This is a genomic window from Kribbella sp. NPDC004138 (genome assembly GCF_053603655.1).
Window position 1 is genome coordinate 15,860 of sequence record NZ_JBSGFZ010000027.1, and the last position, 11,408, is coordinate 27,267.

General features: G+C 70.6%; 12 protein-coding genes. 6 read left to right on the forward strand and 6 right to left on the reverse strand.

The genetic code is table 11. The annotated features are described in order from the left end of the window. Positions 1–768 carry a type I methionyl aminopeptidase gene (gene map, locus ACWEOO_RS32595; protein ID WP_452146303.1) on the reverse strand — a complete coding sequence of 256 codons (768 nt, stop codon included), beginning with the start codon at positions 766–768 and terminating at the stop codon, positions 1–3. A 106-nt stretch (positions 769–874) separates the two neighbouring features. Between map and ACWEOO_RS32600 the strand changes: the two genes are divergently transcribed. Together ACWEOO_RS32600 and ACWEOO_RS32605 are read left to right on the forward strand one after the other, a co-directional pair. Then, on the forward strand, positions 875–2,014 hold the full coding sequence (locus ACWEOO_RS32600; protein ID WP_452146304.1) for a CapA family protein: 1,140 nt from the start codon (positions 875–877) through the stop codon (positions 2,012–2,014). Between the two features lie 61 nt (positions 2,015–2,075). After that, a complete protein-coding gene (locus tag ACWEOO_RS32605; protein WP_363713294.1) occupies positions 2,076–2,618 on the forward strand; it encodes an rRNA adenine N-6-methyltransferase family protein in 543 nt (180 codons plus the stop codon). A gap of 65 nt (positions 2,619–2,683) precedes the next feature. Here ACWEOO_RS32605 and ACWEOO_RS32610 read toward each other — a convergent pair whose 3' ends face one another. Beyond that, positions 2,684–4,420, reverse strand: coding sequence for an ABC transporter ATP-binding protein (locus tag ACWEOO_RS32610; protein WP_452146305.1), 1,737 nt, complete (start codon positions 4,418–4,420; stop codon positions 2,684–2,686). Continuing rightward, complete coding sequence (locus ACWEOO_RS32615; protein WP_452146306.1) at positions 4,417–6,144, reverse strand: ABC transporter ATP-binding protein; 1,728 nt, start codon at positions 6,142–6,144, stop codon at positions 4,417–4,419. Before ACWEOO_RS32615 ends, ACWEOO_RS32610 begins: the two co-directional genes overlap by 4 nt. A gap of 169 nt (positions 6,145–6,313) precedes the next feature. On the opposite strand from ACWEOO_RS32615, the gene ACWEOO_RS32620 reads away from it, so the two are divergent. Beyond that, positions 6,314–7,279: a glycerophosphodiester phosphodiesterase gene (locus ACWEOO_RS32620; RefSeq protein WP_452146307.1), complete on the forward strand. Its 966-nt coding sequence runs from the start codon at positions 6,314–6,316 to the stop codon at positions 7,277–7,279. Here the strand turns inward: ACWEOO_RS32620 and ACWEOO_RS32625 are convergent. Together ACWEOO_RS32625 and ACWEOO_RS32630 are read right to left on the reverse strand one after the other, a co-directional pair. Next, on the reverse strand, positions 7,276–8,535 hold the full coding sequence (locus tag ACWEOO_RS32625) for a M48 family metalloprotease (protein ID WP_452146308.1): 1,260 nt from the start codon (positions 8,533–8,535) through the stop codon (positions 7,276–7,278). The genes ACWEOO_RS32620 and ACWEOO_RS32625 overlap by 4 nt on opposite strands. Before the next feature lie 95 nt (positions 8,536–8,630). Next, entirely contained in the window at positions 8,631–8,966 is a 336-nt protein-coding gene (locus ACWEOO_RS32630; protein ID WP_355699568.1) for a PspC domain-containing protein, read from the reverse strand. 129 nt (positions 8,967–9,095) lie between these two features. Here ACWEOO_RS32630 and ACWEOO_RS32635 point away from each other — a divergent pair, with 129 nt between their 5' ends. The 3 genes from ACWEOO_RS32635 to ACWEOO_RS32645 are packed head-to-tail and all read left to right on the forward strand — an operon-like array spanning position 9,096 to position 10,814. Then, positions 9,096–9,587: a SigE family RNA polymerase sigma factor gene (locus ACWEOO_RS32635; protein WP_452146309.1), complete on the forward strand. Its 492-nt coding sequence runs from the start codon at positions 9,096–9,098 to the stop codon at positions 9,585–9,587. Then, a complete protein-coding gene (locus tag ACWEOO_RS32640; protein ID WP_452146310.1) occupies positions 9,584–10,441 on the forward strand; it encodes a PASTA domain-containing protein in 858 nt (285 codons plus the stop codon). The genes ACWEOO_RS32635 and ACWEOO_RS32640 overlap by 4 nt, the downstream gene beginning before the upstream one ends. Before the next feature lie 37 nt (positions 10,442–10,478). Beyond that, a complete protein-coding gene (locus ACWEOO_RS32645) occupies positions 10,479–10,814 on the forward strand; it encodes an MmcQ/YjbR family DNA-binding protein (protein ID WP_359927508.1) in 336 nt (111 codons plus the stop codon). Here the strand turns inward: ACWEOO_RS32645 and ACWEOO_RS32650 are convergent. Continuing rightward, entirely contained in the window at positions 10,795–11,358 is a 564-nt protein-coding gene (locus ACWEOO_RS32650; RefSeq protein WP_452146311.1) for a GNAT family N-acetyltransferase, read from the reverse strand. The genes ACWEOO_RS32645 and ACWEOO_RS32650 overlap by 20 nt on opposite strands. Positions 11,359–11,408: the final 50 nt, after the last annotated feature.

Genomic DNA, 11,408 nt, shown 5'->3' on the forward strand with positions numbered 1-11,408 from the left:
CTACGGGAGGGTGAGGATCTGAGGGCCTTCGGGGGTGATGGCCACGGTGTGCTCGGCGTGCGCGCCCCGGGTGCCGTCGCTGGAGCGGAGGGTCCAGCCGTCGTCGTCGATGGTGTAGGCGGACCCGGGGCCCGCCCAGAACCAGGGCTCGATCGCGAAGACGTGGCCGGCGTGGAGTTTGAGGCCGCGGCCGGGACGCCCGCCGTTGGGGATGTGCGGGTCCTCGTGCATGCGCCGGCCGACGCCGTGGCCGCCGAAGTCAAGGTTCGTGCCGACGCCGGCGTCCTTCCCGACCCACCCGATCGCGGCGCCGATGTCGCCGATCCGGTGGCCCGCGACGGCGGCGGCGATTCCGGCCGCCAGCGCCTCCTCGGTCGTCGCGATCAGCTCCAGGTCCTCGGGGCGCGGGGTGCCGACGCAGAAGCTGATCGCCGAGTCCGCGCACCACCCGTCGACCGAGGCGCCGCAGTCCACGTTCAGCAGGTCGCCGTCGGCGAGCCGCAGGTCGGACGGCAGCCCGTGCAGGACGGCGTCGTTCACCGACGTACAGATCACGCCGCTGAACGGCGACGCCGCGAAACCGGGCTGGTACCCGTCGAACAGCGACACCGCGCCGGCGGCCCGCAGTACGTCGCGCGCCACCTCGTCGAGCTCGCGCAAGGACACCCCGACCGCGGCCTCCTTCTTCACCGTCGCGAGCGCGGTGCCGACGACCCGCCCGGCGACGCGCATCTGCTCGATCTGCGCCGGTGTCTTCAACTCGACCATGGTTCCTCCGGGATAGTTATACCGGCAGTCCTACCACAACGCGCTCTCAACCAATCCGCCCCGCACAGCGTCGTAGACAACAACAGCAGAGTTCGGGGGGCGGGGGATGGCGGTACGACGACGCGCGGTGCTCGGGGGAGTACTCGCCGGCGCCGCGGCGGTGGCGACGAGCGGCTGTATCGCGGACACCTTCGCGAGCACGCCCACCGGTGGACCCACGCCGGCAGAGAAGCCGAAGCCGGGCAAGCAGCCGGAGCGGCTGACCGTGGTCGCGACCGGCGACGTCCTGCTGCACGAGCGGCTGTGGACCACCGCGAAACGTGACGGCAAGGACGGCCGCTGGGACTTCGCGCCGTTGATGAGCAGCGTGAAACCCCTGGTGCAGAAGGCGGATCTCGCCATCGCGCACCTGGAGACACCGCTCGCCCGCGCGGGCGGTCCGTACCACGGGTACCCGCTCTTCCAGGGCCCGCCGCAGATCGCCACGGCGCTCAAGCAGACCGGGTACGACCTGTGCACGACCGCGAGCAACCACAGCTTCGACGGGGGCGCGGACGGTGTCGACCGGACGCTCGACACGTTGGACAGGGTCGGCCTCAAGCACGCCGGCACGGCACGCTCGCGGGCAGAGGCCGAGCAGATCACGATCGTCGACGTCCACGGCGTGAAGGTCGCTTCACTGAGTTTCACCTTCGGTTTCAACGGCCTGCCGTACCCGAACGGCCAGACCTGGCGGGCCGGCACGATCAGCGCGAAGACGATCAAGCTGAAGGCGCAAGAAGCCCGGGACCGCGGCGCCGACCTCGTGCTGGTCAGCTGCCACTGGGGTACGGAGTACTCCAGCAAGCTCAATGACCAGCAGCGCGAGATCGCCCCGCAGCTGCTTGCCGACAGCAACATCGATCTGGTGATCGGCCACCACGCGCACGTCGTGCAGCCGATGGAGGAGATCGACGGCAAGTGGGTCGCGTACGGGCTCGGCAATCTGGTCGCCGCGCATCGCGAACCCGGCAGCACCAAGGCCGAAGGTCTGCTGGCCCGCTTCACGTTCACCCGCAGCGGCGACCGCTGGACGACCGAGGCCGAGTATGCGCCGCTGCTGATGACGGACGACCTGCCGGTCCGGGTCCTCGACGTACGCCGGGAGCTCGCGAAGGACACCGCCCGGCGCAGCCGTCTCGAGCTGGCGCAGCGGCGGACGACGGACACCGTCACGGCACTGGGCGCGACGCCGAAAATGCTTTGAGTCATGGCGTTGCGGCGGTCTAGGGTCGGTCGCATGATTACGTACTTCGTGATGGTCCGTCGTGCCCGCCTCCGGGCAGGCGCGGGGTGCCTGGGGATGGCATCCGCTCGATAGTCGTTGGGCCCAACGGGTCGTGGACGCGGCCGGGATCGTTCCCGGCGAGCTCGTCCTCGACGTCGGGGCCGGCCTCGGTGCGCTGACCGCGCCGCTGGTCCGGGCCGGCGCCCGGGTGGTCGCCGTCGAACTCCATCCCGGCCGGGCCGATCGGTTGCGCCGGCGGTTCGCCGACGCGCCGGTGACGGTCGTCCGGGCCGATGCCGGTGACCTGCGGTTGCCGTCGCGGCCGTTCCGGGTGGTGTCGAGTCCGCCGTACAACATCTCCACGGTGTTGCTGAAGCGCTTGCTGTCGCCGGGCTCCCGCCTGGTGTCGGCCGATCTGGTGCTGCAGCGGCAGGTGGCGAATCGGTGGGTTCGCGGTGACGCGCCCGGGGCGAACCGCTGGTTCCGCCACTACGACCCGTCGATCGGGCTTCGCCTTCCCCGCAAGGCTTTCACCCCACCGCCGCATGTCGATTCAGCAGTGTTGATACTGCGCAAACGCTAGAACCTGAGACCAGCAATTGTGGGCTGGGACCTGCTATTTCAGGTCCCAGCCCACCCGTTCAGGTCTCAGCCGTGCCAGGAGTTCCAGAGGGCGGCGTACGAGCCCTGGCGGGCGACCAGCTCGTCGTGGCTGCCCAGCTCCGAGATGCGGCCGTCCTCCACCACGGCGACGCGGTCGGCGTCGTGCGCGGTGTAGAGGCGGTGGGCGATCGCGATGACCGTCCGGCCTTCCAGTACGGCGGCCAGCGAGCGCTCCATGTGCCGCGCGGCCCGCGGGTCGATGAGCGAGGTCGCCTCGTCGAGGACCAGGGTGTGCGGGTCCGCCAGCACCAGCCGCGCCAGCGCCAACTGCTGCGCCTGCGCCGGGGTCAACGCCAGCTGACCCGATCCGACCCGGGTGTCGAGACCGTCCGGCAGCGCCTCGGCCCACTCCCGCGCGTCCACTGCACCGAGCGCGTCGAGCAGCTCCGCGTCGGTCGCCGAGGGACGCGCCATCGACAGGTTGTCCCGCAGCGTGCCGACGAAGACGTGATGCTCCTGCGTGACCAGCGCGACCTGCTTGCGCAGCGCGTCCAGCGGCAGCTCGGTCATCCCCACGCCGCCGACCGTCACCGAACCGGTCCGGGGCGGATGGATGCCCGCGACCAGCCGGCCCAGCGTCGACTTGCCCGCGCCGGAGGGTCCGACCATGGCGATCCGCTCACCCGGCTGGATCGTCAGGTCGACGCCGTGCAGCACGTCGCGACCGTCGACGTACGAGAACCGCACGTCGCGGGCCTCGACCAGCTCACCGGCCGGTGCCTGCCCCGACGGCGTCCGGTCGTCCGGCACGTCGCTGATGCCGAGCAGCCGGGCGAACGCCGCGCCGCCGGACTGGAGCTCGTCCAGCCAGGACAGCAGCCGGTCGACCGGGTCGATCAGCTGGTTCACGTACAGCACGGCGGCCGTCACGGCACCGAGTGACGCGTGGCCGTTGAGGTGCATCCAGCCGCCGAACAGCAGCGTGCCGACGACCGGCACGAGGTACCCGAGCTCGGCGGCCGGGAAGTACACGGTGCGCAGGAACAGCGTGTAGCGCTCCGCCAGATAGCTGCCGCGGATGTCCGCGTCGCCACGCCGCACACGGTCGTCGTACCGCCGGAGGGCCTCGACGGTGCGCGCGCCTTCGACCGTCTCGGCGAGCGAGCTGGTCATCTGCGCGTACGCCGCGTTCTCCCGGAGGTAGCCGTCCTTGGCGCGCCGCAGGTACCACTTCGTGCTCAGCCAGAGCAGCGGGACCATCGCGACCAGCGGCACCAGCACCCAGACGCCGACCAGCGCCGTCGCGACCACGGTGAACACCACGGTCACGAACGCGATGATCGTCTCCGGTACGGCGAAGCGCACGGTGCGCGACAGCGTGTCGACGTCCCGCGAGGTCCGCGACAACAGGTCGCCGGTGCCGGCCCGCTCGACGGTGCCGATCGGGAGCGCCAGCGCGTTGTCGACGAACTCCTCCCGCAGCTCGGCCAGCACCTGCTCGCCCAGCGCGAACGACCGGTACCGCGCCCAGCGGGTGAGCAGCGACTGCGCGACGATGAAACCGGCGATCACGCCGATCACCAGATTGACCTTCGCGGCGGTGGTGCCGTTCTGAACGTCCTCCACCAGGTCGCCGATCAGCCGCGGCGCGGCCAGACCCGTGACCGCTGCCAACCCGTGCAACCCGAGCGCGATCAGCAGGCCGCGCGGATGCCGGCGGGCCAGCCGCCGGGCATGCCGCCGGATCTCGGCCGACCCGGCCACGGGCAGGATCTGTCTCATCGCAGGGCCTCCTCTGCTTCGGCCTCGGTCTCACGGGTAACGGTCCGGCGGTACTGCGGGGTGGTCTCGAGCAGCTCACGGTGCTTGCCGGTAGCAACCACTCGGCCGGCGGCGACGAAGATCACCTCGTCGACGCGGTCCAGCAGCAGCGGGCTCGCGGTCAGCACCACGGTGCTGCGACCGGACCGGTGCTCGTGCAGCCGGTCCGCGATCCGTGCCTCGGTGTGCGCGTCCACGGCCGAGGTCGGCTCGACCAGGACCAGCACGGACGGGTCGGCGAGCAGGGCGCGCACCAGCACCAGCCGCTGACGCTGTCCGCCCGAGAACGAGCGGCCCTTCTCCTCCACCTCGGAGTCGAAGCCGTCCGGCAGCGCGACCAGCACGTCCTCTGCAGACGCCGTACGCATCGCGGCCATCAGCTCGTCGTCGGTGCACCGGCCGGACGGGTCCAGCTCCGTGCGCAGCTGTCCGGTGAACAGTAGGGAGCCTGTGTCGCTGACCAGGATCCGCTCACGGATGTCGGCACGCGTGGCGCTCGCCAGCGTCACCCCGCCGTACCTGACCTCGCTGGCGTCGCCATACCGACCTAGGCGGTCGGCGAGCTCGCCGTAGCTGTCGGGCTCCGCGCTGACGACCGCGGTCAGCAGACCGTCGCGGGCGCGGATGCCCGAGACCGGATCGACCAGGTCGCCGTGCTCCGGCAGCCGCACCGACGTCTCCGGCTCGGTGATCTCGGTCTCGAGCTTCAGCACGCGGATCACCCGGCCCGCGGCGACCAGCCCGCGCATCAGCTGGTTGGCGAACTCGGTCGCCGTCCGCAACGGCAGCACGAGGAACGTCGCATAGCCGTAGAACGCGACCAGTGAGCCCGCGCTGAGCTCTCCGCGCAGCGCGAAGTGCGCACCCAGGCCGACCACCAGAACGACGAAGACGCCCGGCAGCAGCACCTGCGCCGCGTCCAGCACGGACTGGATGCCGGCCACGCGCACGCCTGCCTGGCGGACCTGCTGCGACTCGCTGCGGTACCGCCGGGAGAAGGACTCTTCACCGCCGATGCCGCGCAGCACCCGCAGGCCCGCCACGATGTCGGAGCCGAGCGAGTTCAGCTCGCCGACCGCCTCGCGCTGCGCGGACTGCCGCTTGTGCAGCGGCCGCAGCATCGGGCCGAGGCAGAACAGCATGATCGGCACGCCGATCAGCACCACCAGGCCGAGCACGGTCGACGACGACAGCAGGATCGCCGCGACCACGACGAACGCGACGATCGCGCCCGCGAACCGGGCCGAGATCTCCATCAGGTTGCCGATGTAGGACAGGTCGCCCGCGCCGATGCTGACCACCTCGCCGGTGGCCAGTTGCTTGGGCAGCGTGGCGCCGAGGTCCGCCGACTTCCGCGTCACCACCTGGACCGTCCGGTACGCCGCGGTCAGCCAGTTGGTGACCGCGAACCGGTGCCGCATGATGCCCGCCGTCGCCTGCACCACGCCGACCGCGAACAGCAGCGCGGTCCAGCGCAGCAGCCGCTCGCCGTCCTGCGCCGCGATGCCCTCGTCGATCGCCCGCCCGAGGATCGCCGGGATGAACGCCTGCGCCGCCATCCACAGGATGCCGAACGCCATCCCGCCGGCGAGCGTGCGCGCCTGACCGCCCGCCACCCACCACAGGTAGCGGGCCGGCGAGCGATGGTTCGGGACGCCGGGATCGGCGAGTGGAAGTTGTCTCATGGCCCACTCAGGCTAGGTGTCGCCACGGACACTCCGCATGCGAATTACTCGCACCTGTGGACCCCGCCGACGGCCGGCCGGTGGGCTGCGTGGTGACGGTCGGTAGACCTTCACCTTGCGTTGGGCAACGGGTTCCCGTCGGGCCATGTCGGGCCCCTGTCCTGGATCCATGTTGGTGATCGCGCATCGGGGAGCCAGTGGCTACCGCCCGGAACACACGACGGGGGCCTATCGGCTGGCGGCGGTCCAGGGAGCCGACTACCTGGAGCCGGATCTGGTCGCCACGCTCGACGGCGTCCTGGTCTGCCGGCACGAGAACGAGATCTCCGGTACGACGGACGTCGCGGAGCACCCGGTGTTCGCGGACCGGAAGATCACCAAGATCGTCGACGGGACCGCGGTCACCGGCTGGTTCGTCGAGGACTTCACGTACGCCGAGCTGCGGACGCTACGGGCCCGGGAGCGGATGCCCGCGCTCCGGGCGAACAACACGGCCTACGACGGGCTCGAGGAGATCCCCACCTTCGACGACGTGGTCGCGCTGGCGCGCCGGGAGTCGGCACGGCTCGGCCGGCCGATCGGGGTGATCCCGGAGATCAAGCACCCGGCGTACTTCCGGCGGCTCGGCCTCCCGCTGGAGGAGCTGCTCACCGAGCGGATCCTGGCGCTCGGGCTGCGCCCCGACGAGGTCATGATCCAGTCCTTCGAACCGACGAGCCTGCGCCGGCTGTCGGTGATGACACGCGTCCCGCTGGTGCAGCTGATCGACTCCGAGAGCGCACCGAACGACTTCCTGCGGATCGGCGACGGCCGCACGTACGCCGATCTGATCGAGCCGCGCGGACTCCGGGAGATCGCGACGTACGCCCAGGTGCTCGCGCCGTACAAGGACCTCGTCCTGCCGCGCACAGCCGACGGCTGCCTCGGCGAACCCACCCGCCTGGTCGACCACGCGCACCGCGCCGGCCTGGCTGTCCAGGTCTGGACCTTCCGCGCCGAACGCCGCTTCCTCCCCACCGCCACCGACTTTCCCACCGAACTGACCCGCTTCGCGGCTCTCGGCCTGCAGGGCGTCTTCACCGACCACCCCGACCAAACCGCCGCCGCCCTCCGCAAACCGGCCCTGAACGTCTAGAGGCCGGCCCGCAGTTCGGCCAGTGCCTTCGCGCCCGCCGGCAGGAGTTCACGGTCGATGGCGCGACTGCGATCGATTCCCAGGACGAGGCGTGCGGTGGTGGCCGGGCGGCTGCGGATGAGCCTGGTGCGGAGGTACGTCGGCGGGTGCGTCGCGTCGGTCCGGACTTCGCGGAGGCGGCTGACTCGCAGCTGCCGCTCGATCTCCCGCGCCGGGACCTCGGTCACCTCGCGCCGGACCGCCTCCAACGGATCGATCCCGGCCGGGAAGCGGAGGGCTCGCTCCATGGCACGGTACGAGACGTCGGCGAGGAGCAGCCGTTCCAGTGCGTGTGCGGCAGCGTCCGAACCGGCGATCTCGCCGGCTTTGCGGTCAGCGAGGTATTCCGCTCGCTGGCCGCTTCGCAGTGCCAGCCGCTCCAGCAGCCACTCGACCCCGCGCACAAGTGGACCAACCGTCGCGTTGACCATCCGGGTGAACAATTTGGCACCGGTCGGTTCGTCGTAGCCGAGCTCTCGCCTGACGCGGTCGCTGTAGTGCTCGGAGAATGTCTCCTCGAGTTCCTGCAGGACAGACCATGCAGCGTTGACCAGCCAACTGCTCCTGCCGTCGCCGTGCCTGCCGTGGCCGAGCTCATGCGCCAGGACCGCGATCCGCTCCTGGGGTCGTAGATCCGTCCACAGCGGAAGCCCGATGCCGACCACCGGGTGGAAGCGCCAGCCGATCTGGTGGTACCAGACGTTCGCCTCCGTGCTGACGACGGCAGTCGCGACCCTCCTGGTGCCGATGGCGTCGGCCAGTTCGTCGAGTACGGCGTACAAGGTGGGGGCCTGATCGCGTGGCACCGGTTGCACGTCCTCAGGCAGTCGCCCGGCGCGTGGACGCAAGAGGAACGCGGCCGCGAAGGCAACCAGCGCCAGCATCCCGCTGAGCCAGAGCGGCCGGTAGAAGACGAGCAGAGCGATGCCGGCCAGCAGCGCGATCAGCGGCAGTAGCAAGATCAGTGCGGACAGTACGTGCGCGCCGATCCGGGCCGCGTCCCAGCCGGGGCGGTGGATGCTCCCGGTCTCCAGTTCGCGGTAGAGCGATTCGGCGAGGCGGTGCTCCAGCCGGAGACGCCACGGCGGAGTGTGGTCCTCGCGAGGACTCGGGTCGACGTTCCAGTTGCACTTGTCACACCAGGTGACGTACCGGCGGTCGACCCGGATCCGGTGCCCGCAGTCGGGGCAGACGGCGATCTCTTCGGCGCGCTGCACCACCGAAGTGTGGCAGCGCGGCGGCGGGGTGGCGAGTTGTCGTCACCCCGCCGCTCGGGCCGGGGGTGCTGCGCCGTGCTGAGGCGCAGTGCGGATCACGCCGCCGGGGGCTTGTTGTTGGTGTCGTCGTAGATGCGGGAGGCGATGTCCTGCTCGGTGGTGTCCTGGTTCTGGTTGACCGAGTGCTGGACGTTCTGCCAGACCGCCTTGCCGTCGGACTCGGGCATCACGATCCAGGCGACCGCGTAGCCGATCATCGCGGCGCCGCCGGTGATCAGGGTGAGGCCGACCCAGCCGAGGCGGACCAGGGTCACGTCGACGTTCAGGTACTCGGCGATGCCGCCGGACACGCCGGAGAGCATCCGCTGGTTCGCGGAACGACGGAGGACCTTGCCGGAGAGGTTCTGGAACGGTGCGTTGGAGTTCGTCATGGCTCCACTGTCCCGTTTCGGCGCCCCGCTCCACATCCGGATCGGTACCGACCGGTCCCTGATCCGACCCCGACGACTTTCGTGGAACCCTCGTGACACCCGAGCCTGTCTCTAAGGGTGAGGAGGGACATGGACGAGTTCACCGAGTACGTCACTGCCCGCTGGCCCACTCTGGTGCGGTCCGCGGTTCTGCTCGGCTGTACGCCGCCTGAGGCCGAGGACCTGGTCCAGTCCGCGCTGGAGCGCTGTCTGCTCAAGTGGAACCGGGTGCGGGTCGCGGAGGACCGGGACGCGTACGTGCACCGCGTACTGGTCAACTGCTTCCGCTCCTCCCGCCGGCGCCGCTGGCACGGGGAGCTGCCCTCGGCGTCCCTCCCGGAGTCGCCGGGGAGCGATCAGACGGCCGGTGTCGACGACACGGACGCCGTGATGCGCGCACTCGACCGCCTTCCCGGCGACCAGCGCACAGCCGTCGTACTGCGGTACTACGCGCACCTGAGCGAGCAACAGATGGCGTCCGCGCTGGGCGTCGCCGCCGGCACCGTCAAGAGCCGACTGTCCCGCGCGGTGAAGGCCCTGGCGCAGGACCCACACCTGGCAGAACTGCGAGAACCCCGATGACCGACCTGACCGACCTCCTGGAACGGACCGCCGCGCAGACACCGGTAGGCGAACCCCCACTGGATGCCCTGTACGCCGGAGCAACCCGTCGTCGACGCCGCCGCACGGTGGGACTCACAGCGCTCACCGCGGTAGCTGTCGGCGCCGTGATCGCCGGCTCGAACTTGCTGACCTCAGCCACACCGAACGCGCCTGTGACCTCGCCAACCCCAGCACCGACGACGGCAGCTCCGGTGCCGCCTGCGATGCGGCTGGTTGCGTTCGGTCATGCCGCCATCGCCGTACCGGCCGCCTGGCCGACCAACAAGAGCAGGTGCGGCACCCCGCAACAGGACACCGTCCAGATCGACGACCCCACCGCGGCACAGTTCTGCCAGAGCCACCGTCCGAAGGGTGTGGAGAGCGTGCAGCTGACCGGCGCGCCGCCGTCCCTCGACTACCACGCCGACGAGGCGATCGTCATCGACGGCGTACAGGCCCAGCGTCAGCGCACGAGCTGCCGCGACGGCTGGCAAGGCACCAGGGTGTGCACCGGCGCGGTGGGTATCCCGTCGCTCAAGGTCTGGTTCTACGCCGAGTCCTCCACGAGCGCCGCGGAGGTCGACCGGATCCTGGACCGGATCCAGATCCTGCGGGACCGGTCCGGTGTCCCGAGCTACTCGTCACTCGGTGGGCCGCCTTTCAACCCCATCGCGAAGAACTACGGGCCGCTGTTGCTGGCCGCGGAACTCAAGGCCCTGTACAAGTGGGTGACGGCGCCTGGCTACCCGTCCGGCACGATCCTCGGCGTCTCGCCGGCGGTCGGGACGCTGCTGCCGGTCGGAACTACGGTGACGGTGACGATCGCAAGATGAGCAGAACTGTCGGTGCCGGCGTCTAGCGTCAGGGGGTATGGACGCGCAGGCGGTGGTGAAGGTGATGGCGGGGCTGCCGGGTGCCGAGGAGCAGGAGGGGTGGGCCGGGCAGCCGGTCTTCAAGGTGCGCAACAAGAGCTTCGCGTACCTGTCCGAGGACCAGACCCGGATGCACCTGAAGGCGCTCCGCGAGGAGCAGGAGGCGCTCGTCGCCGAGAACCCGGAGGTCTACGAGGCTTCCTGGGAGGGCGGCCGGTTCGCCTGGATCCTGATCCAGCTGGACCTCGCCGACGAGGAAGAGCTGGCCGAGCTCATCACGGAGGCCTACCGCCTCACCGCCCCGAAGTACCTGGTCACCCAGCTGGACGCCTGACCAGGACCCACTGCGGGCTGGTGCGGCTGACCTCGGTGAAGCCGGCGTCGAGGTAGACGGACAGCGGGCCGCGGTACAGGTCGGCGGACGGGATGCGGCCGGCAGTCGTGGTGTCGACGGCACACGCTTCGACACTGGGGGCGCCGTACGAGCGGGCCAGGTCGAGGGCGCCGCGGACCAGTTCACCCGCGACCCCCTTGCGGCGGTGGCCGACCGGTACGACGAAGCAGGTGATCACCCAGGCGTCCAGGTGGTCCGTGCGCCAGTTGGGCGAGGCGACCACCCGCGGGTACGACGTACGCGGCCCGACGGCGCACCAGCCGACCGGAGCATCCCCGTCGTACGCAACGACACCGGGCGGTAACTCACCGTCACGGACCTGCGCCTGGAGGCCGTCCCGGTTGTCCGCGGGGCTGCTGCCGGACCACGCTTTGCCGCGGAGGCGGAAGTACTGGCAGAAGCAGCGGGAAGGGTCGCCGCGCTCGCCCATCACCGTCGCGACGTCGGGCCAGGAGTCCGGGCCGGCCGGGCGTACGTTCACCATGGGCTCACCGTAGCCGGGGCTGGCTTGCACTCGCTTGGGGCGAGTGCTAA

What these genes read in the sequence shown, in the direction of transcription:
- map (WP_452146303.1), bottom strand. Translation starts at nt 768, where the DNA reads ATGGTCGAGTTGAAGACACCGGCGCAGATCGAGCAGATGCGCGTCGCC.
- ACWEOO_RS32600 (WP_452146304.1), top strand. Translation starts at nt 875, where the DNA reads ATGGCGGTACGACGACGCGCGGTGCTCGGGGGAGTACTCGCCGGCGCC.
- ACWEOO_RS32610 (WP_452146305.1), bottom strand. Translation starts at nt 4,420, where the DNA reads ATGAGACAGATCCTGCCCGTGGCCGGGTCGGCCGAGATCCGGCGGCAT.
- ACWEOO_RS32615 (WP_452146306.1), bottom strand. Translation starts at nt 6,144, where the DNA reads ATGAGACAACTTCCACTCGCCGATCCCGGCGTCCCGAACCATCGCTCG.
- ACWEOO_RS32620 (WP_452146307.1), top strand. Translation starts at nt 6,314, where the DNA reads ATGTTGGTGATCGCGCATCGGGGAGCCAGTGGCTACCGCCCGGAACAC.
- ACWEOO_RS32630 (WP_355699568.1), bottom strand. Translation starts at nt 8,966, where the DNA reads ATGACGAACTCCAACGCACCGTTCCAGAACCTCTCCGGCAAGGTCCTC.
- ACWEOO_RS32635 (WP_452146309.1), top strand. Translation starts at nt 9,096, where the DNA reads ATGGACGAGTTCACCGAGTACGTCACTGCCCGCTGGCCCACTCTGGTG.
- ACWEOO_RS32640 (WP_452146310.1), top strand. Translation starts at nt 9,584, where the DNA reads ATGACCGACCTGACCGACCTCCTGGAACGGACCGCCGCGCAGACACCG.
- ACWEOO_RS32645 (WP_359927508.1), top strand. Translation starts at nt 10,479, where the DNA reads ATGGACGCGCAGGCGGTGGTGAAGGTGATGGCGGGGCTGCCGGGTGCC.
- ACWEOO_RS32650 (WP_452146311.1), bottom strand. Translation starts at nt 11,358, where the DNA reads ATGGTGAACGTACGCCCGGCCGGCCCGGACTCCTGGCCCGACGTCGCG.